20 protein-coding genes and 2 pseudogenes are annotated in these 22,911 nt (G+C 69.1%); 11 read left to right on the top strand and 11 right to left on the bottom strand.

Features of this window, described 5'->3' with window-relative positions; translation table 11 throughout:
- Positions 1 to 18: 18 nt before the first annotated feature.
- Positions 19 to 852, bottom strand: coding sequence for an enoyl-CoA hydratase/isomerase family protein (locus ACIBVN_RS13170; RefSeq protein ID WP_397135804.1), 834 nt, complete (start codon positions 850 to 852; stop codon positions 19 to 21).
- A 149-nt stretch (positions 853 to 1,001) separates the two neighbouring features.
- On the opposite strand from ACIBVN_RS13170, the gene ACIBVN_RS13165 reads away from it, so the two are divergent.
- The 3 genes and pseudogenes from ACIBVN_RS13165 to ACIBVN_RS13155 form a co-directional block, all read left to right on the top strand.
- Positions 1,002 to 1,391 carry a winged helix-turn-helix transcriptional regulator gene (locus ACIBVN_RS13165; protein WP_397135802.1) on the top strand — a complete coding sequence of 130 codons (390 nt, stop codon included), beginning with the start codon at positions 1,002 to 1,004 and terminating at the stop codon, positions 1,389 to 1,391.
- 143 nt (positions 1,392 to 1,534) lie between these two features.
- Positions 1,535 to 1,900, top strand: a pseudogene (locus ACIBVN_RS13160) (transposase domain-containing protein); the annotation flags it as partial.
- Positions 1,887 to 2,597, top strand: a pseudogene (locus tag ACIBVN_RS13155) (transposase); the annotation flags it as partial. The pseudogenes ACIBVN_RS13160 and ACIBVN_RS13155, both read left to right, overlap by 14 nt.
- 105 nt (positions 2,598 to 2,702) lie before the next feature.
- On the opposite strand, the gene ACIBVN_RS13150 reads toward ACIBVN_RS13155, so the two are convergent.
- Positions 2,703 to 2,948: a hypothetical protein gene (locus ACIBVN_RS13150; protein WP_397135974.1), complete on the bottom strand. Its 246-nt coding sequence runs from the start codon at positions 2,946 to 2,948 to the stop codon at positions 2,703 to 2,705.
- Positions 2,949 to 3,551: 603 nt separating this feature from the next.
- On the bottom strand, positions 3,552 to 4,637 hold the full coding sequence (locus tag ACIBVN_RS13145; protein ID WP_397135800.1) for a DUF5937 family protein: 1,086 nt from the start codon (positions 4,635 to 4,637) through the stop codon (positions 3,552 to 3,554).
- A 99-nt stretch (positions 4,638 to 4,736) separates the two neighbouring features.
- Here ACIBVN_RS13145 and ACIBVN_RS13140 point away from each other — a divergent pair, with 99 nt between their 5' ends.
- The gene (locus ACIBVN_RS13140) at positions 4,737 to 5,978 is read left to right on the top strand and encodes an MFS transporter (RefSeq protein ID WP_397135798.1); all 1,242 of its coding nucleotides are present in this window, start codon (positions 4,737 to 4,739) and stop codon (positions 5,976 to 5,978) included.
- Between the two features lie 190 nt (positions 5,979 to 6,168).
- Here ACIBVN_RS13140 and ACIBVN_RS13135 read toward each other — a convergent pair whose 3' ends face one another.
- Positions 6,169 to 7,164, bottom strand: coding sequence for a WD40 repeat domain-containing protein (locus ACIBVN_RS13135; protein WP_397135796.1), 996 nt, complete (start codon positions 7,162 to 7,164; stop codon positions 6,169 to 6,171).
- Positions 7,165 to 7,480: 316 nt separating this feature from the next.
- Between ACIBVN_RS13135 and ACIBVN_RS13130 the strand changes: the two genes are divergently transcribed.
- A complete protein-coding gene (locus tag ACIBVN_RS13130; RefSeq protein ID WP_397135794.1) occupies positions 7,481 to 8,665 on the top strand; it encodes an ABC transporter substrate-binding protein in 1,185 nt (394 codons plus the stop codon).
- A gap of 151 nt (positions 8,666 to 8,816) precedes the next feature.
- On the opposite strand, the gene ACIBVN_RS13125 is transcribed toward ACIBVN_RS13130, so the two are convergent.
- A complete protein-coding gene (locus tag ACIBVN_RS13125) occupies positions 8,817 to 10,055 on the bottom strand; it encodes a benzoate/H(+) symporter BenE family transporter (RefSeq protein ID WP_397135792.1) in 1,239 nt (412 codons plus the stop codon).
- A 108-nt stretch (positions 10,056 to 10,163) separates the two neighbouring features.
- Here ACIBVN_RS13125 and ACIBVN_RS13120 point away from each other — a divergent pair, with 108 nt between their 5' ends.
- A complete protein-coding gene (locus tag ACIBVN_RS13120; RefSeq protein ID WP_397135790.1) occupies positions 10,164 to 10,706 on the top strand; it encodes a helix-turn-helix domain-containing protein in 543 nt (180 codons plus the stop codon).
- A 296-nt stretch (positions 10,707 to 11,002) separates the two neighbouring features.
- Positions 11,003 to 11,749 carry a class I SAM-dependent methyltransferase gene (locus ACIBVN_RS13115; protein WP_397135788.1) on the top strand — a complete coding sequence of 249 codons (747 nt, stop codon included), beginning with the start codon at positions 11,003 to 11,005 and terminating at the stop codon, positions 11,747 to 11,749.
- A gap of 111 nt (positions 11,750 to 11,860) precedes the next feature.
- Here the strand turns inward: ACIBVN_RS13115 and ACIBVN_RS13110 are convergent, their stop codons facing one another.
- Positions 11,861 to 12,775, bottom strand: coding sequence for an NADP-dependent oxidoreductase (locus ACIBVN_RS13110; RefSeq protein ID WP_397135786.1), 915 nt, complete (start codon positions 12,773 to 12,775; stop codon positions 11,861 to 11,863).
- Positions 12,776 to 12,789: 14 nt separating this feature from the next.
- A complete protein-coding gene (locus ACIBVN_RS13105) occupies positions 12,790 to 13,275 on the bottom strand; it encodes a luciferase family protein (RefSeq protein WP_397135784.1) in 486 nt (161 codons plus the stop codon).
- Between the two features lie 67 nt (positions 13,276 to 13,342).
- On the opposite strand from ACIBVN_RS13105, the gene ACIBVN_RS13100 reads away from it, so the two are divergent.
- Positions 13,343 to 13,744, top strand: a complete 402-nt coding sequence (locus tag ACIBVN_RS13100) for a winged helix-turn-helix transcriptional regulator (RefSeq protein WP_397135782.1) — start codon at positions 13,343 to 13,345, stop codon at positions 13,742 to 13,744.
- 81 nt (positions 13,745 to 13,825) lie between these two features.
- Here ACIBVN_RS13100 and ACIBVN_RS13095 read toward each other — a convergent pair whose 3' ends face one another.
- The 3 genes from ACIBVN_RS13095 to ACIBVN_RS13085 all read right to left on the bottom strand — a co-directional run bounded on the left by ACIBVN_RS13095 (position 13,826) and on the right by ACIBVN_RS13085 (position 16,486).
- Positions 13,826 to 14,152, bottom strand: a complete 327-nt coding sequence (locus ACIBVN_RS13095; RefSeq protein ID WP_397135780.1) for a nuclear transport factor 2 family protein — start codon at positions 14,150 to 14,152, stop codon at positions 13,826 to 13,828.
- A 24-nt stretch (positions 14,153 to 14,176) separates the two neighbouring features.
- Positions 14,177 to 15,082: a dihydropteroate synthase gene (folP, locus tag ACIBVN_RS13090; protein ID WP_397135778.1), complete on the bottom strand. Its 906-nt coding sequence runs from the start codon at positions 15,080 to 15,082 to the stop codon at positions 14,177 to 14,179.
- Between the two features lie 486 nt (positions 15,083 to 15,568).
- Positions 15,569 to 16,486 carry an AraC family transcriptional regulator gene (locus ACIBVN_RS13085; RefSeq protein WP_397135776.1) on the bottom strand — a complete coding sequence of 306 codons (918 nt, stop codon included), beginning with the start codon at positions 16,484 to 16,486 and terminating at the stop codon, positions 15,569 to 15,571.
- 101 nt (positions 16,487 to 16,587) lie between these two features.
- Between ACIBVN_RS13085 and ACIBVN_RS13080 the strand changes: the two genes are divergently transcribed.
- On the top strand, positions 16,588 to 17,379 hold the full coding sequence (locus ACIBVN_RS13080) for a phytanoyl-CoA dioxygenase family protein (RefSeq protein ID WP_397135774.1): 792 nt from the start codon (positions 16,588 to 16,590) through the stop codon (positions 17,377 to 17,379).
- Between the two features lie 45 nt (positions 17,380 to 17,424).
- On the opposite strand, the gene ACIBVN_RS13075 is transcribed toward ACIBVN_RS13080, so the two are convergent.
- Positions 17,425 to 17,967 carry a PadR family transcriptional regulator gene (locus ACIBVN_RS13075; RefSeq protein ID WP_397135772.1) on the bottom strand — a complete coding sequence of 181 codons (543 nt, stop codon included), beginning with the start codon at positions 17,965 to 17,967 and terminating at the stop codon, positions 17,425 to 17,427.
- A gap of 88 nt (positions 17,968 to 18,055) precedes the next feature.
- Between ACIBVN_RS13075 and ACIBVN_RS13070 the strand changes: the two genes are divergently transcribed.
- Positions 18,056 to 19,345 (top strand): serine hydrolase domain-containing protein, encoded by a 1,290-nt coding sequence (locus ACIBVN_RS13070; RefSeq protein ID WP_397135770.1) that lies wholly within the window; start codon positions 18,056 to 18,058, stop codon positions 19,343 to 19,345.
- A gap of 95 nt (positions 19,346 to 19,440) precedes the next feature.
- Complete coding sequence (locus ACIBVN_RS13065; RefSeq protein WP_397135768.1) at positions 19,441 to 22,908, top strand: tetratricopeptide repeat protein; 3,468 nt, start codon at positions 19,441 to 19,443, stop codon at positions 22,906 to 22,908.
- Positions 22,909 to 22,911: the final 3 nt, after the last annotated feature.

Below are 22,911 nucleotides of genomic sequence, written 5' to 3'. Positions count from 1 at the left end.
CTGGTCGGCTGAAGTTCCTCAGAGCGCGACCGAGCGCAGCAGTTGCTCCAGGCGCCGCTCGCCGTCGCGGGTCTGAGCGCCGGCCGCAAGCGCGCCACGCAGCAGCTTCTCCGCGGCGGGCCGGACGAACTGACTCGCCCACGCCTCGTGCTCGCGCAGCATCCCGGTGGCCAGGTCCTGCGGCGGCAGAGCGCTCTTGACGGCCGCGATCGAGCCGTCCGGCAGGTCGGCGATGTTGCGAGCGAGCCGGTCGACGAACGCGTCGATCTCGTCGGCCGGCAGCGCGCGATTGACCCAGCCGTAACGTTCGGCCGTCTGCGCGTCGAACAGCTCCGCGCCCAGGACGATCTCCAGAGCGCGGTTGCGGCCGGCCCGGTTCAGCAGGTACTGCGTGCCGCCGCCACCGGGCACGATGCCGCCCAGAACCTCCATCTGGCCGAGCCCGGCCCGGCCGATCGCCGCGAAACTCATGTCGGCCGCCGCGACGAACTCGGCCCCTCCACCACGAGCCATCCCGGTCAGCTTGACGATCGTCACCTGGGGCTGGGTGCGCAGAGCCTCGCCGAGTGCCTGGAAGACGTTGAGCCCGGCCGGCGCCCCGGCTGTCGGGTCGGCGGCGGCGTCCTCGTCGTCCACGAGCGTCATGTCGACGTGGGCGATGAAGAATTCCGGGTCGGCGCTCTCGAACACGATGACCTTGGCCGTCTCATCTTTCCGCAACGTGGTCAGCAGCGTCATCAGGTCGGCCATCATCGCCAGGCTGAGAACGTTCACGGGAGGGTTGTCGATGACGACCTTGACGACACCACGGTCGCGCGTCATGTGCAGGGTGGGGAAGGTCGGCTGGCTCACGCCGGGGGACTCCTATCCGGAGGCAGCGACGGCGATGCGACAGTGGCCACCGCGCCGCTAGGTATCTGATGTATACCTATGGTTGGGTGATCGCCTAGGTGCGTCAATAACGCACTTTTGGCATCTCAAGCATCGCGGAGGATACCTAGGTGACCGATAGCAGCGAGCCGAAGCAGGTCTTCCGCGCCGACTGCCCGACACGACCGATCCTCGACCAGATCGCGGACAAGTGGTCGATGATGACGATGGCGGTGCTGGCCGAGCCGAAACGGTTCAACCAGATCAAGCGCCAGCTCGAAGGAGTCACCCAGCGCGTGCTCACCCAGACCTTGCGCCGCCTGGAACGCAACGGCATGATCGAACGCCGCGTCCTGCCGACCTCGCCCGTAGGGGTGGAGTACTCGCTGACGCCACTCGGCGAGTCGCTGCGCGAGCCGTTCTCCCACCTCTACACCTGGGCGGTCGAACACGCCGACGACATCGTCGCCCGGCAGCGGGCCTACGACGCACGCTCCACACCTGCCCACCCACCCCAGTGACGGCTGAGCGCTCATCGTCCGTGATCGGCACGTCGGGCAGTTTGCGATCGCGGGCTGTCGGGGCTTCACCCAAGGCCAGGTAGTTAAGGGGATTTGGTTCTTGTCAATCGGCTGAGACGGGCAACGGGACTCCTGTAGATCAGATGTTCGGCGAAGATCATCTGAAGAGTGGAGTCCCGTTGCGGGATCAGTCTGTCATTTCCCGGGTGGTGCGGGTGGCCGCGGGGGTGTTCGCACCGGGGCATCTGGGAGAGCTCACGCAGGTCGTGCCGTTCGAGTTGGTGGATGCGGTGCTGGCGGAGACCGGCCGGGTGCAGCGCCGGATCCGGGAGCTTCCCTCGCGGGTCGGGGTGTATTTCCTGCTGGCGATGTGCCTGTTTCCGGAGGTCGGCTACCTGCTTGTCTGGGACAAGATGACCGGCGCTCTGGCCGGGCTGCCCGCTGTTGTCTCACCGACCGCAAAAGCGTTACGCGACCTGCGCCGCCGGGTGGGCGGTGCGCCGATGCAGGTGCTGTTCGAGGTTTTGTGCGGCCCGCTGGCGCGGCCGACGATCCCTGGGGTGCGGTTCGGCCGCTACCGGACGGTCTCCTTCGACGGCGGCAGCTCGCTCCAAGGTCCCCGATACCAGCCGCAACCGGGCCTGGCTCGATCGGCTGGCCCATGGCGGTTATCCCCAGCTGGAGCTGATGACCCTGGTGGAGACCGGCAACCGGGCGATGATCGGCGCGGTCTTCGGGCCAACCGCCACGGGCGAGACCGCATACGCCAAGCGGCTGCTGCACCTGCTGAGGCCGGACATGCTCGTGCTGTGGGACAAGGGATTCGATGGCAACGACTTCCTCGCCGCGGTGACGGGCACCGGAGCTCAGGTCGTCGGCCGCCTGCGCAGCAACCGCCGCGTCCCGGTCCTGTCCCGCCTGGCAGACGGCTCCTACCTGTCGATGATCGGCTCGGTCCCGGTGCGGATCGTCGACGCGCAGATCACCGTGACCTGCGCTGACGGCACCGTCTTCGACGCCCCCTACCGGCTGGTCACCACGCTGACCAACGCCCGCCGCCACCCGGCCGGCGCCCTGGTCTCCTTGTATCACCAGCGCTGGGAACACGAATCGGCTTACTACGCGCTCCGGCACACGATCCTGCGCGGCCGCGTGCTGAGGTCGGGCGACCCGCTCGGCGTCGAGCAGGAGATGTGGGCGCTGCTCACGCTCTACCAACTGCTGCGCACCGTCATGGTCGACGCAGCGACGACCTCGCCGCTGTGGGGGCATCCGTACCGTCAGCGTGCCGGTGGGGGTGGTGTCCGAGAGTCAGCCGGTCTGATCACCGGATCGGACCAATCGGCGTTCCCAGGCCAGGGCCGCGACCACACCGATGGCATAGGCGACCAGGTCCCATGGGTCGGGGAACGCGCCGACCAGGACACCGCCGATCCCCGGCGGGGTCATGCCGAGTATTTGGTAGAACTCGACGGCGGCGGCGATCGCGGCCGTGGCCAGGGTGCGGCGTGCGGCGGTGGTGCGCCACAGGAGCCCCAAGAACGCGTAGACCAGCATGGTGGCGACGACGTCGCTCACGTAACCGCGGATGAACGGTTGTCCCGGGCCCCGGTAGAAGAGGACAAACGCGCCGACGGCGAGGGCGACGCCACCCAGAAGGACCATGGCGCGGCGCATGAGATTGACATCTTCTCCGAATCTCAACGATCAGGACGAACTGATCATAGAGCTCGTCCCTCATGGCGGCATGCTGATTGCGTCAGGTCAGCGACCGCGCGGTGGAGTGCCATGGCGACGGCATGCCAGCACGCTGGGACGATCTCAAGGCCGCCAGCCCGGATCATGCTGGCCGCCCACCTGGAGAAATTCCTGACCGTGCACAAGCCCCCCGATCTCCCGTCCGCTCCCGCTCAAGCTCGGATCGGCAGACTCCAGTCATGGCCGTGACACAGCGGTTCGTCCGAGTCTCAGATGTGCGCCTACGGAGATCTGTCAGGTCTGGAGGAGCTCGAGCGCGCCCGCCACGTCTGAATACGCCTCACCCAGGGGAACGGCTGCCCGATGGCAGCAGGCGGTCGCGCCGGTACTGCTCGGCGGCCTGCGGAGTCGGACGATGTTGCGAAGGCGGCGGTCGCCCGCGTTCTGGCAGGCCGAAGCCACTCAGCGCAGTACGGCCGTCAGCAGGTCGGCGCCCAGCGCCGTCAGCTCGGGGAGATTGAGGGTGTAACGGACGTAACGACCGTGCCGCCGGGCCGTGAGCAGGCCCGCGCGGCGCAGGACAGCGAGGTGGCGGGAAACCTCCGGGGGTGAAAGTTCCCACGCGTGGGCCAGCTCACCGGTGGTGTGCGGGCCGCGGGCCAGGGTGCGCAGCAGCCGCAGTCGTACCGGATGCGCGAGTGCCTCCAGCCGTAGTGTGACCGTTTCCAGCGATACCGGCTTCGATGGACTTGCCTCGGCCACGGGGTACTGCACCACCGGCTGCCACCCGGGCGCGTGGACCACCACCAGGTGCGGGCGGCCGAAGACGCTGGGGAGGAAGGTGACCCCGGTACCGTGGGCGGCGGTCGTATTGTCCTGCAGCTTGTCCACGATGATGCAGTTGCCGTCCGGCGCCAGGGTGACGGCGCTGGAGATTGACGCGAGTGCCGCCCCGATGCCCTGGCGCTTCAGCAGGTCGTTCTTCAGGCGCAGGTCGGTGGCGAGTTGCACGGCGACGCCCGTCCAGGCGGCGTCGAAGAAGGACTCGGCGCACTGTTCGAGGGTGTGACGCACCCGCGCCCGCACGGCTGCGGGGTCCGCGAGCAGCCGTTCCGCGAAGGCCTCTTGGAGCGCGCCGCGGGCCTGGGCGAGGTCCAGGGCCCGTTCGCGCGCCGTCGCGTCGGCGAGCGGCGACGGCGCGGCGAAGTGGACCCGGTTGCTGCCGCACGTGGTGATGAGCGCGGCGGTCACATAGGTTTCATCGTCGATCCGGTCTACATCGTCCAGCTCCTCGGCGAGGGTCGGCCGGGGACGAGCGGGGACCAGGAAGTCGGCTCGTGAGGAACGCCAGAGGAACTCCGCCTCCCTGAGCCGCTCGGCCAGCTCCGGCCGCAGCCCAGCCCAGACGTCCCCGGCCCAGCCGGCGAGCTGCGGGTGATGCCCGGGTTCGGCCAGCACGTGCAGCATCGCGGTCAGCTCGGCCAGCGGGGAGGCAGCGAACCGCACTCGCCCGGACGGCAAACCGCCGATGTCGATCCTCAACGTCATCCCCTCATCATCGCTGGTCGGATGGCCGACGACCGCGTCGATTGACGGTGTCCGTCAACCGACACAGTCGGCCGGGCGGCCGAACGCATCGTTGACGCCATGGCAACCACCACCAAGATCCGGCCCCGCGCCCTCGTCCGTGCCTCCGGAGGCCCCCGATATGCCGTCGCCCTGGCCGTGGACGCGCTCGGCACCGGCCTGCTGCGGCCCTTCCTGCTGCTCTACGGGGTGATGGTGCTGAGGCTGTCCGCGCCGGCCACCGGCATCGCCATGACGGTCGGCGTCGTCGTGGGTCTGGTGTGCATGCCCGCGGTCGGCCGATGGCTGGACCGGGGCGCACGCAGCACGGTCGTGGCAGCGTCGATGCTGGTGCGGGTGCTGGGCGTGGCGCTGCTGCTGGCCACCCCGGCGGGGAACGTCTGGCTGTTCGCGACGGCGGCACTCTTCCTCGGCATCGGCAACCAGGCATGGCCGGCCGCCCATGCAGCCCTCGTGGCCACGGTCGCCCACGGCCGCGAACGTGACGCCGCTCTCGCGGCAGGCCGCGCCCTGCGCAACGCCGGCCTGGGCGCGGGCGCCCTCCTCGCCACCGCATGCCTGGCGGGCGGCACCACCGCATTGCAGGCGTTGGCAGCCGTCACCGGGCTCGCCTATCTCGCCGCGGCGGCCTTGGCCTGGTCGGTCCACCTGCACGCGCATCCGGCCGCTACTCCGGCCACGGACGGGGCCGGCGGGCCCGCACCTCGGATGCGCGCGCTGCTGGCCGCCAACGTTGTCTACGTCTTCTGCCTCAACGTCCCCGAAATCGCGCTCCCCCTTGTCCTGGTGACACAGTTGCACGCATCCCCGGTGTGGTCGGCAATCATCTTCGTGGCGAACACTGTGCTGGTGGTCACCCTGCAGGTTCCGGTCACCGTCCTGATGTCCCGCTTCTCCCGGCGGACCGTGCTGGCTCTCGCCGGCGTGGTACTCGCCGCGTCCTACCTCGGCTTCCTCGCGGCCACCTCACTGGGACACGGATGGGGTGCCCCGGCGGTCGCCACGGTGTCCGTGGTCTGCACCATCGGCGAGATCATCTATGCCGGCAGCGCCACCGCGCTCGTCACCGCCCTCGCCCCGGCCCATCTCCTGGGACGCGCCCTCGCCCGCTTCCAGCTCTCCACGGGTTTCGGCCTCGCCGTCTCCCCGTCGGTCATCACCGCTCTCGCCTCCCACGGCTCGTCCGCCCTCTGGGGCAGCCTCGCCGCTGCGACGCTCCTCTCCGCCTCCGCCGTCGCCACCGAGAAGGATCAAGGAACGCGGCTCAGCGGTTGTTGCCGCCGGGCGCGAGCAGGCTCGTGAGCTCGCCGATCGTCTCAGGGACGGCTTGAAGTCGCGGCGGACGTTCTCCGGCTTCTTGGGCGGGTCGTGCTGCTGTCCTCATCGACCGTCGCCTTCTCCATACCTGGGTGAGTGGATCGGGCCGGCTGACGGACACCGTCGATGATGCTCATCGAGCACCTCATGGACCGTCTCGCGCATCGGCACACCATCACAGGCCGCTGACCGCCTCCTCTGTGGTTCCGGCGATGGCGTAGGCGCGCTCGAGGAGGACCGATTCGGTGGCGACGTCGATGCCGTAGACCTTCACCCGCACCAGCTTGAACCCGACCTTCCTGACCATCCGCAACGTGGAGTCGCCCGTCCAGTCGAGCCGGACGTCCGTGTCGACCTCCGCGATCCTGTCCTCCGCAGGGTCCCGCTCCACCTTCTGGCCCGACGCCGGCACGGAGAACGTGGCGGTGACCTGCCTGCTCTCCAGGTCGTACAGGGCGATCTTGGGTTTGCGGCCGGTGACGTAGACGGCCACGGTGCGCCCGTCGGCGTTCAGCGCGGCGGTGGCTGCGTTGTCTCCGATGAGCCGAGGCGGCACGACTCTGGTGGTGCGCTTGCCGTTCAGGTCGTGGACGCTGAGCTTGCCGGACTTGTCGTCGTCCGTCCTCACGAGGATCTGGTCGCCGTCGCCGCTGAAGCTCAAGGCATCTTCATGCACCGACACCCCCGGCACCTTGCCCAGCAGAGCGCCGGTGGCGGCGTCGTACACCCGCGCGGGATGGTCGGTGAAGCCGGCCCAGCAGCAGTTCACCGCCACGAGGGAGCCGTCATACGACATCGTCACGCGAGTGACGTCAAGCTCCTCCTTCGACGGCCACGCCTTGGCCCGCGAGACCCGCGTCCGGCCGTCGAGGTCACGGACGACGAGCCGGGCATCCTTGGCCCCGATGTAGGCGAGGCGGCGGCCGTCACCGCTGACGGTGACCGCCCCCGACCACCGGCCCGCCCCGCTGAGCGGGTGGCGCTTGCCGTCGGTCGTCCGGTACCACCAAGGACCACACCACGCGGCGTTACGCGGGTCCTTGTCGCAGTCGGAGGCGGCGGCGTACCGGATCGGGGCGGACATCTCGCCTGCGGGAACGACCGCGCGGGCGGTACCCGGGACGGCCACGAGGGCCGAGAAGACAGCGAGCGCCCCACAAAGGATCTTCACACGGGGTTGGACCTCTCATCGCCGCGCAAGGTTGATTGCGATCCAATAACGGACTCCGGCTCTTCAGGCTGGCGTGCACCGGGACGACCCGCCCAGAGCCAGCGCCACCGCCCGCAGCATGGACATCAGCCCTGCTACGCGCCGGCCGTGTCTGCTGGTCAGGCCGGGAACCTGCTCGGCGAAGATCTGCTTGTCACAGCAGGGCGGCTCCGGCAAGTAGATGGGGTGACGGCGCGTCAGGATTCGCTCGACAGCGGGGCGATGATTACCTGGAGTGACACAGTGCTTACGGTGCGACATGCGAGGAGGGCCGGCGATGGCCGTCGGAGAACTGTGCATCGGTGCCGTCATCCCCCACACCGGCAGGTTGTCCCGGCTCGGTGATCCACTGTCCTTCGTCCTGGATCTCCTGGCACCGACCGTGACCCATGTCGTCAACGACGGCCGACGACACAACCTCCGCCTGGCCGGCCGGGACAGCCGCTCCGACCCAGCCGTGGCCCGCCGGGCGGTGCACGAGCTCGTGGAGCAGGAGCGGGCACAGGTCGTGCTCACCCTGGGCGGCACCCAGGTACTGCCCGCGGTCGCCGACACCTGCGAAGAGCTCGGCGTGCCCTGTGTGTCCACGACGTTTCCCTGGCAGGCCTACGTGTACGGGCGCGGCGGGGACCCTTCGCGCCCCTTCGCCTGGACGTACCACTTCGCCTGGGGCCTGGACGACATCGCCGACGTCTTCACCGAGATGTGGCAGCTGTGCGCGCCGCATTCCGCTCCGGTCGGCTGCCTGTGGAACAACCAACTGCCGGGTCGCCTGCTGCGCCACCCCCAGCATGGTTTCCTGCCCCAGGCCGCCGAACGAGGACACCGGCTGGTGGACCCCGGCGGCTACCGGGAACCCGCCACGACCTTCACCCCGTACATCGACCACTTCCGGAACGCGGGCACCGAGATCATCACCACCGCCGCGACCGAGGACGACCTGGCCCTGTTCCACCGTCAGGCCATCGAGCACGGGCTGCGTCCCCGCCTCATCACCTCCTCCCGCTGGCTGGCCTATCCGTGCACCTCGGCGGCCGGCGACCTGAGCGGCGCGGGCATCGCCACCCTCGTCTACTGGTCACCGCGCCACCCGTTCCGCTCCAGTCTGGACGGGACCACACCCGCCCTGCTGGCCGAGACCTACGAGCAACGCACCGGCAACCAGTGGCTGCAGCCGCTGGGCCTCGCCTACGCCCTGGTGGAGGTGGCCGTCCACGCCCTGTCAACCGCCGACGACCTCGCCGACCGGCGTTCGGTGGCCCAGGCGATCAGTCGCACCCGGCTGGACACCATCGCGGGCCCGCTGGATTGGACCAGCGGGCCGACCCCCAACGTGGCCCTGATCCCGCTGGTGGGCGGCCAGTGGCGGCCGGGCGGGAGACATCCGGCCGAGCTGGCGATCGTGACGAGCACCCGCCTGCCGGAGGTACGCCCCAACGCCGATCTCATCTTCGCCCTTTGAGGTTGGAGCCACTATGAGCGGGCCTGCCAGGAGCGCGGGACGAGGGCGCCCTCCGTGATGGCCAGGTGGGCGACCGCAGGCAACCAGGCTCTCGCGTACCGCTCGAAACCGTTGAACCGTAGGTGCAGGCGCGCCTTCTCCCCGACTTCCACTACGACCGCCGATCGGCCGACATGCCAACCACCTGCCCCTCGGGACGTTCCGCCTCGGCTTCCGCGGTGGATGACGATTGTTGTTCCACCGGTGTTCGCCTGCGCAGCAGGAGTGCGGTCAGGCCGCCCGCGACCAGGCCCCAGAACGCCGCGCCGATGCCCAGGATCGTCATCCCCGAGGCGGTGACCACGAAAGTGACCACCGCGGTCTCCCGTCCCTCCGGCTCGGTCACCGCGCCGGCCAGCGACGAGCCGAGCGCCGACAACAACGCGAGGCCGGCCACCGCGATGACCAGCACAGGTGGGGACAACAGCACCAGAGCCATGGCCAGGCCGGCGCCGAGGCCGAGCGTCAGCTGCCCGGCGCCGAGTGCCACCGTCGCGATCCACCGGCGGCGGGGGTCAGGGTGGGTGTCCGGGCCGGCGGTCAGCGCTGCGGTGATCGCGGCCAGGTTGACGGCGTGACCGCCGAACGGCGCCGCTGCCGCGCTCGCCAGGCCGGTCGCGACGAGGACCGGGCGCAGGGGCGGCATGTACCCGTATGTCGCCATGACCGCCATACCGGGGACGTTCTGCGCAGCCATGGTGACGAGGAACAGCGGGATGGCGATGCTCACCACTACGGACGGGTTCAGCGTCGGGGTGGTCAGCTCGACCGCGGGCCGCAGCGCCGCGCCGGACAGGCCGTTGCCGGGCCCGTGCACCGCGATGGCGATGACCGCCGCGACGAGCGCGCCAGGAACGGCCCACTGCCGCAGGTACCGCTGTAACACCGCCCAGGTCAGGACGACGGGCACGGCCAACAGCGGGATGTCGACGACGGCGCGGACCGGTGCGGTGCACAGGCTGAGGATGACGCCCGCCAGCATGGCACCGGCGATCGGACGCGGGATGGCGGCGATCACCCGGGCCGGCCAGGGCGACAGGCCGGCGAGGACGATGAGCCCGGCGCAGACGATGAACGCGCCGACCGCGGCCGGGAAGCCGCCGGGCACGGGACCGGTCGCCACCAGCAGCGCCGCGCCGGGGGTGGACCAGGCGATGCTGATCGGCATGCGGTATCGCAGCCCGAGGAAGATCGCCGCCGCCCCGATGCCGCAGCAGAGGGCGAGCAGCCCGGACGCGGCTTGCCCCGGCGTCGCCCCGACGGCACGCAGTCCGGCGAGCACGACGGTGAACGAACTGGCGTAGCCGACCACCGCACTGACCAGCCCCGCCATGACGGCCTGCACCCGCACGCCCACCCCTCAGTGTCGCCAGACTCCCAATCGTTCCGTTTACGGAACGAACCATAACCACGTGGCCACCACGGGACAAGCCCGGCGGCGGAATGCAAGGATTGCCGGGTGGACGGCCGTGACACGGATATCGGGAGCCGGCTGCGGCGATTGCGCGAGGCCCGCGGCATCTCCCTGTCTGCGCTGGCCCGCAGCGCCGGCATCGGCAAGGCCACCCTGTCCGGCCTGGAGCTGGGCACCCGCAACCCGACGCTGGAGACGCTCTACGCGGTGGCAGGAGCCTTGGGCGTACCGTTGACGGCCCTGGTTCTGGAGCCCGGCGCACCGCCCGCAGAGGCCGTACACGTGCCCGGCGCCGCCGTAACGGCCACACTGCTGGAGGTCTTCGAGGAGCCGACCGCAACGTTCGAGTTGCTGCGCATGCGCGTCCGGCCCGGCATCGTGCAACACTCGCCACCCCACGCCCCCGGCGTGACCGAACACGTCACGGTCTACGCGGGCGTGCTGCGCGCCGGCCCGGCCGACGCCCCCCTGGTGGCTGCGCCAGGCGAGCACATCTCCTGGCGGGCCGACGTCCCACACATCTACAGCACTGTCGGCCCGGACGAAGCACTGGCCACCCTGCTGATCCGCTCCCCCCGACAGGCCTGAGCCACCGCGGCCCTCATCGCATCCTGGCCACCGGCGAGGCCTACCTACGCCCCAACCACCACAAAAAGGAAGCAACCGCTCACCAAATCCCGTTTGCGGCATACGCGAAGCTCAGAGGTTAAAAGACAAGGTCAGTGCCTGTTCCAGAACCTCTGAGCTTGGTGGCAGTAACTCTCGCCCATGGCCGATCAATATGGTGAAATAGCGATCAAGCGGCATCCCGCGCAGTGGCACGCTACTCAGGCCACAGCCACGGTGCGCGGACGACGGTGGTCACGGCCAGAAAGGCAGTGTCAATGTCCGGCGCGCAGTTGTACGACACCATCGGAGCCACCTACACCGTGACACGGCGCACCGAGCCGCGCATCGCTGCGCAGATCTGGGCTGCGCTCGGCGATGCCCGGACCATACTGAACGTCGGGGCGGGCACCGGGTCCTACGAGCCCCCCGACCGCCACGTACTCGCGGTGGAACCGTCGGCGCTCATGCGTTCGCAGCGCCTCCCGGACGCGGCGCCGTGCCTGGTTGGCTCTGCCGAGCACCTGCCGTTCGATGACCAGTCCTTCGACGCCGCGATGGCTGTTTCCTCCGTTCATCACTGGCAGGACCCGATTGCCGGCCTGCGCGAGATGCGGCGGGTCGCTCGCCGCGTGGTGGTGTTCACGCACGACACCAGCGACACCGGATGGCGTCAGCGGTTCTGGCTTACCCGCGACTACCTGCCTGAGGTCGCGGACCTCCTGGTCGGCCGGCCTTCGGTGACCGAGCAGGCCGGCGCGATCGGAGCCCGGACGGAACCGGTGCCCATACCGTGGGACTGCGCTGACGGCTTCTTCGAGGCCTACTGGCGTCGGCCGGAGGCATACCTGGACGAGACTGTCCGTCGCGGGGTATCGGTTTGGGCCAGAGTCGGGCCGGACGCCGAGCAGCGCGCAGTGCACAGCCTCCGTAGCGACCTCGCATCCGGTCGGTGGGCCGAACGCAACCGAGACCTCGTCGATCTCGATGCGGCAGAGCTTGGCCTTCGCCTGCTGATCGCCTGAACCCCCGCCGCAGCTGGGCACCACTTGTCGGCGCGCCCCTGATCGGGCTCTGTACGAAATCTCGGCGAGGGTGTGGACGAGCGTTTCGGCGTTGCCGGCCGCGGCGCCTGCTCAGATCGTGACGGCGAGCTTGCCGACAGTCCCGGCGGTGAAGTCGGCGATCGCGCGCGGCGCCTCGGCCAGCGGGTAGGAGCGGGCCACCGGCACCCGCAGACGTCCTTCGGCCGCCTCGGTGGCGAGCCGGGTCAGGGTGGCCGGGGTCGGGTCGGCCATCACCGCCGTGGCCTTGATGTCCCGGCCAGGCTCGTCGGGCATGTAGTGCAGGGTGGACGCCAGCCGCCCGCCGTCGGCCAGCAGGGCGGCGACGGCTGGGCCGTCGCCCGCCAGGTGCAGCGCGGCCGCCACCCCGCGGGGCGTGATCGCGCGTACCTGCGCCTGCAGATCGGTGTGGTCGACGGCCCAGGTGGCGCCCAGGCCGGTGACGAAGGCGGCTTCGGCCCCGGGGCGGGCGGTCGCGATCACCCGGGCGCCGCGCGCGGCGGCCAGTTGGATGGCGAACGCGCCCACGCCGCCGGTCGCACCCGAGATCAGTACGGTCTCCCCGTGTGCCGGAGCGACAGCGTCGATGGCGTTGAGCGCGGCGGTCCCGGCCAGTCCCAGCACGCCCGCGCGGGTGTGGCCGAGCCCGTCGGGGATCTTGGCCAGGCCGTACTGCTCGCTCACCACCACGTAGTCGGCGAAGCCGCCCTGGCCCAGGGTCGGGCGCATGACCACGCCGAACACGTCCTCACCTGGCGTCAGACCGGTCACGCCCGCGCCGACGGCCGCCACGGTGCCGGCGAAGTCCTTGCCGAGCACGACGGGGAACTCGTAGTCGTACACGCCCTTGAGATAGCCGCTCAGCACGCCGAGGTCGAAGCCGTTGACCGAGGAGGTCAGCACTCGAACCAGCACCTCGCCGGGACCCGGCTCCGGCACGGGCAGGTCGGCGGCCCGCAGGTCGGCGCCGAAGTCGGTGAAAGCCATGGCACGCATAATGATCACTCCGTTTCCGTGGAAGATCCGGTGGCCTGCAGCCAGGAGGCGCGCAGGACGGCGCGGGCGACGGACAGTTCGGCCTCGTCGCGGGGGGCGTACAGCATCACGATCGTGTCCGGCCATTCAGGGCGCCGGCTGATCGGATGCGGCTCGATCCATCCGGCCCGCTCCAGCGGCTCGATGAGCCGCACTGGCACGGTGAGGTGGAGGAAGCCCGAGCGGTGGATGTGCCCGAACTCGTCACGGCTGGGGTGCAGGAACGCCGCCCACGGCCCGGCGGGTTCGTGCAGCCGCAGCGCCAGCGACGCGGGCTCGGACACCTGGCTGGCGCCGGTGAACACGCCCGCCAGCGCCTGCGCCTCCCCCACCAGGGCGGCCCTGATGCGCGGCGGGGAGAACTGGTCGAGCTGGTCGTGCGGGATCTCCAGACCCGTGGTCCGCGGGCGGGGTCCCCGTCTGGGCGGGGGATCGGTCAAGTCGATGCTCATCGCAACAGCACTTTCTGTACGCTGGTTACTTCTTGTGCGCGCATCGAGTCTGGTCCACAATGCCGCCATGACGGAAGAAGGCACTTTGACCCGCGCAAGGCACACCGATGTGCGCGAAACAGTCGGCGAGGACCACCCGACCTGCCAACTGCGCGACATCCTCGACCGCGTCGGGGACAAGTGGAGCGTGCTGGTGATGAACCTGCTCGGCGACGGACCCAAGCGCTACTCCGAGCTGCGGCGCTCCATCGAGGGCATCTCCCAGCGGATGCTCACTCTCACCCTGCGCAGCCTGGAGCGCGACGGCCTGGTCGAGCGCACCGTCACCCCCACCTCGCCACCCCGGGTGGACTACGCCCTGACCCCGGTCGGGGAGACGCTCTCGGCACAGGTCTCCGGACTCATCACATGGGCCGAGCAGCACCGCGCGTACGTGGCCGCCTCCCGCCTGCGCTACGACGCGTCCTGACCGGCGTCGGACTGGACGCGGGGCGGACCAGACCGACATCTGCGGGTGTTCTGGTCTCGATCGCTGCTCCACGCCGTCCGGTCAGAACATGCCGTGGGGAACCTGGGCGGCTTCCGGCACCGGCTGGACGACATCCCAGTGCTCGACGATCTGCCCGTCGGTCATCCGCCAGATGTCGACGACGGCGACGCCGCGCGGGTCGTCGTCCGTGGCCATGTGGTAGTGCATCACCACATGCTCATCGTCGGCGATGACCCGTTTGAGGCCGAGCCGGGCGCGGGCCACCGGGGCCTCGGCGATGAACGCGATGAACGCGTCCCGCCCGGACGGGTTTCCCGTGGCCCTGTCGATTACATGGCATGTAATCGAGATCCTCGACGAGGCGGGGCGATGATCGCCGCAGGCCATGCTCGGCGCGCGACGGCCACTTTGCTATTCCGCGGCCAACCCGATGTCGCGCAGGCCCAGCAGGGTTTCGGTCGCGCGTATCGCAGCCACGTTGCTTTTCACGTCGTGCACCCGGATCAGCCGCGCACCGTTGAACACGCACATCGCGTTCGCGGCGACAGTTCCGCTCGCCAATTCCTTCGCGCCCCGCTCGACCCCCAGCGATTCCCGGATGAAATGCTTGTTGCTCGTGGCGCACATCGCGGGGTAGCCGAGCCTCGCGATGTCCGCGAACTGGCGGGTGACCTCCAACGAATGGAAAGTGTTCTTGTTGAGATCATGCCCCGGATCGATATAGATCCGGTTCGGGTTGATGCCGTATTCCAGCGCGTAGGCGACCCGTTCCCGGAGGAACGCCACGACCTCCGCCGTCACGCCGTCGCCATAACCCGGCCTCGACAGGCGGATGCCCGGACCTGTGAGGCTGTGCGTGATGATCACGCTCATACCGGTCTCACGGATGACCTCCACCATTCCTGGAGTCTGCAGCCCGTACGTGTCATTCACGACGTGCGCTCCCGCCTGGAACGCCGCCAACGCGACCTCGGGCAGATGCGTATCCACAGAAATGATGGCATCCGTTTTCTCTCGGATGGCCTCGATGGCGGGCACCACGCGGTCGATCTCGTCCCGCACCGGCAACTGTTCTTGCACACCGACGAAGGCTCGTCCGCCGATGTCGATCCAATCAGCCCCGTCCGCCATGACCTGCTCGGCCCGGGAGACGATCGCCTCCAGGTCCATGGACTTGTTCGGATCCAGGTTGGAGTTCGGCGTTCGATTCAAGATCGCCATCACGACCACTTGCCGAGAGAAGTCGAATTCTTTTCCGCCGATCGCCCGGACGGGCTCGATCAGATCTGGAAAGAACGGCGATAGTGCAAGGCTCATCACTTGGTCCTGCCATCAATCTCGTGATCTCAACATGGCGAAACCGCCGCCGGCTACGAACGCCGACAACGTTACAAAGAGTCCCGGTGTCTCTACGACTTTCAGCCGCCCGTCCCCCGCGGATCTTGATAAGTCGCATTGTTACCCGCCGGCAGCACAACTATCGCCCTACAGACATCATCCAGTGCCTTTTCTGTCTGTCCCAGGCGCGAGAACGCTCTGGTCCTACGGAAATACAGATTACCATCGCCCCCACCTCGGCCGATCATGTAACCCGACAAGTTCGCTTGCTCGGGGAGGTGCTGTGCCATCCACAGGCCGTCCAGACACACGTGGCGACTCATCTGGCCGGCCTCCGATGCCGCAGCCGAACGCAGCAAATTCGGCCGTGAATACTCTTCCGCTCCCTTGCCCGCCGATGAGGTGCGCCGACACCTGACACTCCAGTCACCACGCCATAAGAGGCCACCAGTCTTACGGTTGCTCTTAAAATGCAGTGTCGTCGTTTCGACGTAAGCGGCTGTCACCCTCCCGCTGAGTATGGGCGGCTGATCGGGTACGTCGCCGGTATTCGGTGGGTGTCAGCCCGACCAGCGTCCGGAAGCGGCGGGCGAAGTACGTCGGGTCGTCCCAGCCGACGGCGGCGCCGACCCGGGCAGTCGGCAGGGTCGAGTGTGCCAGTAACGTGGCGGCGCGCTCGGCCCGCAGCCGGGCCAGGAGGCCCAGGGGCGTCAACCCGACGTATTGCCTGAACAGCCGGCCGAGATAGGCGGGATCCAGGTTGACCGCTTGGGCGAGGTCATCCAGCCGCCACGGATGGGCAGGCGCGGCCTCGAGCCGGGCGATGGTGGCGGCGACGGCGGGGTGGATGGTGGGCTCGAGCGTCCGCCGTTCGGGGTCGCGGCCGTCGGACAGGACGCCGAGCACGGTGATCAGCCGGCCCAGCACCCGGCCAGGTCGGCGCTGATCGGCTCCGAGGTCTCGTTCGAGCAGGCCGATCTCCGCGATGGCCTCTTCGGCGGCGGCCGGATCGACGGTCGTGACCGCCACGCCGTGCGTGCCGGATGCCACCGGATCGGTCCACAACATCCGGCGGAGCATCGGGATGTCGTACAGGGCCGCCAGTTCGGACCGTAGCGCCTGGGCGGACAGGCAGCAGTTGGCGACGGTCAGGTCGGCGCAGTCCCGGAACCCGTGCCAGGCGCCGGGGCGGAGCACGATGACCTGCCCGCACCGTAGCGGGTGCTCGCCCTGGCTGGTCACGTGCCGGCCGCGACCGGTTCCGATCACGGCGATCTCGAGGAAGTCGTGCGCGTGCGGCTCGACGTCGGGGTTCGGGTGGTGGACACCTGCCAAGACCGGGCTCCCGGCGAACAGCGCGTGCTCGTGCAGCGTGGCAGGCATGTCGGGATCGTACGAGCACTCGCCGGGATCGGCCTAGCCCATGGCGGCACACCACGACGACGCTTGCAGTATCCCGACGGCAAGAACCTTGGAGGTCAGAGATGGCAACGACCACGACCGGACAGCACGGCAGCGACGTCGGCGCCGACGGCCGGGTGCCGGAGGACCTTGTGGCGGCGTACCGCGAACACGGTTTCGTCCGGGTGCGAGGCGTTCTCGAGCCCGGCCAGGTCGAGCGCTTCCGGGCTAGCGCCGAGGCGTTCCTTGAGGCGCATCGCGCGGAGAGCCTGGAGAAGCAGGGCGTCTTCAGCCAGCTGGTCAACGTCTGGCAACGCGACCAGACGCTGAGAGAGCTCACGTTCGACCGGCGGCTCGGCCGGATCGCCGAACAACTCGCCGGGTTCTCGCTGCGGCTCTGGCACGACCAGATGCTGGTCAAGGAGCCGCACAACAACGCCGCCACGGAGTTCCACCAGGACCGTCCGTACTGGCCGCACGCAGGCGACCGGCTCCCGCTGTCGGCGTGGATAGCGCTGGTCGACGTCCCTCCGGAGCGGGGCTGCATGACCTTCCTGCCCGGCACCCAGCATCGCACCGGCCTGCGCCCGCAGGACCTCCACCACGAGGAAGACCTGTTCGAGATGGATCCGTCCCTTCGCTGGATCCCCCGGGTCACCGTGCCGCTCCGCGCCGGCGACTGCACCTTCCACAGCGGCTACACCGGCCACATGGCGCTGCCCAACCGCACCGCCCAGGCCCGGCTCGCGCACGTCACCATCTACATGGACGCGGCGACCCGCTACAGCGGGGCCGGGCACATCGTGACCGATCCTCTCGGACTCACCGTGGGCGAGCGGTTGGACGGCGACGCCTTCCCCCGCCCCTGGGCTTAGACGGCTGCCGCCGGGCAGCATGAGCCGCGCCAGACACAGGCCTTCTCACTCTGTGGTCGCTGCCGGAGCGTCGAGTAGTCGCTGGAGGTCGCCGAGCAGTTTGGCGTCGGCCGCCAGATGTGCCTCGGCGTTGCCGAACAGGGCGTCTGCCAGCGGTGACAGTCCTGCCTTCGCCTCGCGACCGGCGGCCAGGGCCGTGCTCCTGGCCGCCAGTTCCCGGGCGGAGGCGGCGATCAGGTCCCGGGCCTCGCCTGACTCCAGCAGGGTGTGCCAGCGCAATGCGAGTGCGAAGTCGGAGCGGGTGGAGTGGGGCGGCGCGGCCAGGGCCTTGCGCAGCAGGTCGTGCAGCGTGCGGCGCCCTTCGGCGGTGATGGCGTAGACGCGCCTGAGCCGGTCACCCGTGCGCTCCTCCGCATGGGTCTGCGCCAGCCCTTCGTGCTCCAGCTTCGCCAACGCGTGATAGATCGAGCCAGGTTTGACGTCGGTCCACTGCTCCAGCGCCCCGGCGGTCACGAGCTGGTTGATCTCGTAGCCGTGCCGCGGCCCCTCATGGAGCAGGCCCAGGACGAGCAGTCGGGTCGACGACACGCAACACCTCCGCTGGATAGTCAAGCTTGACCATATCAGCGACCCCATGCTCTGATAGTCAAACTTGAATAAGCAAACTGGAGTATCAATGATCCTCTTACGACGCCGGATGCACGCGCTGGTCAGCGCGTACACGAAACTCGGCAGGTTCAGCGGCGCGGTGCTGGTCGCGCGCGGCGAGCGGGTCCTGTTCACCAAGGGGTACGGCCTCGCCAGCCACGAGCACGACGTGCCCAACACGCCGGCCACGGCGTTCCGCATCGGCTCACAGACCAAGACGTTCACCGCGATCGCGATCCTGCAGCTCCAGGAACGGGGCAGCCTGCGCGTGCACGACCCGATCGAGCGGCACCTGCCCGGCTACCCGCGCGGCGACCGGATCACCCTGCATCACCTGCTCACCAACACCTCCGGCATCCCCGACTACGTCACCACGGAGGGCTTCACCCGCGTCATGGGAACACCGCACACCAGGCGGCAGCTCATCGACGAGTTCAGGGACCGGCCGCCGCTGTTCGAGCCGGGCGAACGCATGAGCTACAGCAACTCCGGCTGGGTCCTGCTCGGCGAGGTGATCGAGCGGCTCTCCGGCCTGACCTACGACCAGTACCTACGCCGGCACCTCTTCACCCCCCTCGCCATGCACCACACCGGCCTGGACGACGGCCGGCAACTCGTCAAGGACCAGGCCCGCGGCTACATGTCCGCCGACGGCCGGATCATCCCCACCCCGCACCTCGACAACTCCAACCAGGACGCCGCGGGCGCGCTCCACTCCACCGTCGAGGACCTGCACCGCTGCAACCGCGGTCGCCACCGCCTGCTGCACCCCGACTCGCTCGCCCAGCTCGTCAAGCCACACGTCGAGGCCGACGGCACCGCCTACGGCTACGGCTGCGCGGTGAGCCCCGGCCGCTTCGAAAGCTCCGGCGGCACCATCGGCTTCGTCAGCATCTCGACCCGCTACGAGAGCGACGGCCTCTTCGTGTCCATGCTGTCGAACATCGAGAACGCCGCCTTCACCGACATCGAGCGAGGCCTGGCGGCCATCGCCCGCAGCGAGCCGTACGAACTGCCCAGCCGGCGCGTCTTCGTCACCGTCGATCCCGCCGTCCTCGATCGGCACGCCGGCCGCTACACCATGCGGTACGCGGGACGCACCTCCACCATGGACATCACCCGAGAGGGCGACCGGCTCATGGCCGAAGTCCACGGACTGGCCAAGACCGAGCTGCGCCCCATGTCCGAATCACGGTACTTCGCCAGGATGAAGGGCGAAGTGGAACTGGACTTCCACCCGAGCGGGAAGGCGACGCTCAACTGGGCAGGGCGCGACGTCACCGCCGAGCGAGAGCTGCCGAAGAATACCCGCATATAGCGTAAATTGTTGCCCGCCGGTCTCACTATCCGCCGACGACGACTCCTTTGAGTAGAGCTCGACAGGATGACAGGAGCCCAGCGAGAGGAGCCTGTATGGCGACTGATCTTGCGGCTGAAGCCGGCGACTCTGCTGTCATCCCGGGCGCGGCGGAAGCAGCGGCGGGCCGATACGGCGTGGCCCTGCGCCTGCTCGAAGGGGTTCCAGCGGCCGACCCCAGGCATCGCGACGCCCTTCTCCTCCGGCTCAAGGTCCTTCTCAAAATGGGCCGATACAGAGCTGCCGAGGGAGTCGTCGAGCAGTGCGTCACGCCGCCCTCCCCTGCGCGCCTGCTGGAAGTGGCCGAGATCTGCTCGCTGGAGGACGCGGATCTGCTCGCCGCACGGCTCGCAGGACGTGCGGTCGCTCTCGATCCCTCGTCCTGGGAGGCGTACCACGAGCAGATTCGCTACCTGGGCTATGCGGGCCGTCCACTGGAGGCGCTTCGCCTGGCCAGGCTCGCTGTCCGGCGCTGCGCTGGGAGCGTGGAGCTCTGGAGAGATCTTGCCCGATTCGCGGAGCAGGCCGAGCTTCGCGGCGAGGCGCTGCGCGCGCTGGACGCCGCCCTGGCGCATGCCCCTGATGACGTGGCACTGCACCGCGCCCGGGGTGACCTGCTCCTGGACCTGCTGCGCCTCCCGGAAGCGGCGCAGGCTTTCGAGGCTCTCCCTGACGACGCTCGGGCGGACATCGCCGTCGAGTACCACCGTCAAGGGTTTCATGACGTCGCGCTGGACTTCGTCGATCGAGCGCTGGCGGACGACCCCGAAGACGTCCGCCTCCGCCTCACCCGCATCGACTACCTTCGCGATGCCGCACGCTTCGACGAGGCCGAAAGGGAGTGGCAGCTGCTCCGGGAACACCACGCCGGCGCCCCACAGGTGGTCGGGCGCCTCATCGAGCAGGGGCTCCTGGATGATGCTGATCGCGTCGCCGGCACTCCTGATCTGCTTGTGCGACTCGCCCACTCCTACGGCGAGCGAGAACGTGACCTGGATGCGCTGGCTGCCGCCGAGCGAGCATCGGCCATCGCCCCGGACGATGATCTCGTTCGCCGATCGGTTGCGACGTGTCTACTCAAGCTGCACAGGGATGGCGAAGCTCACGCTCTCATCGATGGATGGGCTCCTGAGGACGTCGCCTCGCTGTACGAGTCGGTGGACAGGACCGAAGACGCGATCACGCACTGGCGCGCGGCTGTCGAACGAGCCCCCTGGGACCGAATCCACGCGGAACGTCTGGTGGATGCCCTCACCGACGCAGGGCGGCACAGAGAGGCGGCGCGCGAATTACGCCAGGCGATCGGCCGCAGGCCGGAGGACCCCGACGGCTACCTGCTGAAGCAGAGCATCCTGGAGGAAAAAGGCAGGCGCCGCCGGGCACTCGGCGCGGCCCGTCGAGCGGCCGCTCTCGCCCCTGACGACCTGCGGGTCCAGTCCGCGTATGTCGGCCAGTTGCTCAGGCTGCGTCGCTTCCGGCGCGCCGAGCAGACAGCGAGGGCCGTGGCCTCCCGCACGCCCGACGGCGCGGACTTGCTCTGCCAGGTCGCGGACGAGCTGATCAGCCTGGTCCGTTACGAGGACGCGCTGCGGATCGCAAGGGAGGCCGCACGCATTGATCCCACCGGCCGCCGGCCGATGGAGGTGAGCGCGCACGCGCTGTACGAGCTGGGCAGGATAGCCGAGGCCGATCGGATCGCCAACCATCTGACAGCACTGGCTGGAGGCGGGCCACGCGGGCTGCTCGACGTCGCCGGATGGTTGTCACGCATCGAAGAGGACACCAGGGCGGTCGCCTATGCCGAGCGGGCGCTGGCCGAGGTGCCCGGCAACGCCGAAGCGACTGCGGCGGTGGCCGCGTACCTCTACTACTCCGGCCAGAAAGCGGAAGGCATGCGAGTGGCCCGGCAGGGCTTGGCCGGACATCCGGGGGATGTCGATCTGTGGTTGTGGTTGATCCGCAACGCCGACGCACGTGACGCGCCGACCTTGGCGGCCGAAGCTCTTGCCGCCTTTCCGGAGAATCAGCACGGGGATCTGCTGATACGGCTGGCTTCGTCCCTCGAGTACTGGGTGCGGGCGCCCGAGGCGGCCCTGGACTACTACGAACGGGCGCGCAACACCGAACCCGACGCGTTCCTGGGCGTTTCGCGCATGCTCCAAGAACTCGACCGGCCCTTCGCCGTGCTGGAGCTGTTCAATGTGGCCAGCCATCCGCAGGCCGCGCAGGGACTCGCCGACTACTTCCGGCACCTGGGTCTACCGGCGCTCGCGGCCGGTGTGCTGGACGGGCGGGCCTTGCCGCGCCGAGCGTGGTGGCGCAGCGGTGGCCCGATTCGGCCACTGCGGCGTCTTCTGCACTCCACCGAGTGGACCATCATCTCCCGAGCCATGCAGCGATGGCACGGCCCTCTGCGGATTCTGGACTCGATCGACGGGGTAGCCGCCGGCGATCTCGCGGACGCGCGGAAAGAAGCCGAACATTACTTCCTTCGCCATGTTCGGGTCGACACGTGGTGGTGGTGGGTGCTCTTCCACCTGAGGACCGTGGCGGGCATGGCTGGAGCGTGGGTCATGTGGCCGGTAATCGCGACCTTTGCCCCCACGGCGAGCACGGCCGCGACGGTGGCCGGGCTGATCACCGCGTGCACGCTGGTCGGGACACTCTTCCGCAAACCATTCGGATACCTCACCGGCGCCTCGATCTGCGGATCTTTCGCCATCGGGGGTGCGGCGCTGCTTCGCATGTCTCCCACCACCGGAGCGGGCGTCGCAGGCGTGGCCCTGCTGGGCTTGGCGGCCGCGATCGCGATCCGCGGCAGCTACGTCAGGCTGGGCTCCCTGGTCAGCATTCTCTTGATCAGCCGCATCCGCGGTCTGCATGGCAGGGGCGCCACCCTCGACGCGCTCTGCGACGCGCTCGACGAGGAAGAGCGGCGCAATCTCGGCCGCCGCATCGAGCAGGTCGCGCAGCGGATGGAACGCTACCTGCCGCGCTGGTTCAAAGGGGCGGGAGCGGGACCTGACGCCCAGCTCGACGGAACCCTTCGAGGAGCCGCTCGCGCTGTACGAGAGCTCCGCAAACAGGCGCTCGGCCCGGGCAGGGAACGGGTGCGCGAGGAACTGCGCGACGTCGTACGAGCTGTCGCCTCAGGAGACCTCGCCACCCTGCGCCAGTGCCCTGAGCCACCGGTACCGGCCGAACAGCGGGGCTGGAAGGAGCGCCTGCTGCTGATCAGCCGGACCGTCGCCGTGATGGGGCTGCCCATTCTGGCGGTCACCGCGCTGAAGCCCGTCATAGGACTGGAAGGCGACGTCTACCGGTCGGCGCTGCTCATCAGCATCGCTTGGGCGGTGTTCTGCCTGCTCCTGGCCATCGATCCGGCCCTGCGCGACAAGATCGACACGGCTCGTGAGTTGCTCTCGTCGGTCGGGATAACGTCTAACGCAGAGTCATCATCAGAGGCCAGAGCCAAGCCTGGGCACGAGGACCCGGGCAAAGAGCCGGGACCGGCGAAGCCGTGACAC

This window comes from Nonomuraea sp. NPDC049400, from assembly GCF_044466425.1.
Lineage (GTDB): Bacteria > Actinomycetota > Actinomycetes > Streptosporangiales > Streptosporangiaceae > Nonomuraea.
The sequence above is the reverse complement of the archived record's forward strand: the minus strand, read 5'-3'. Positions and strand labels throughout refer to the sequence as shown.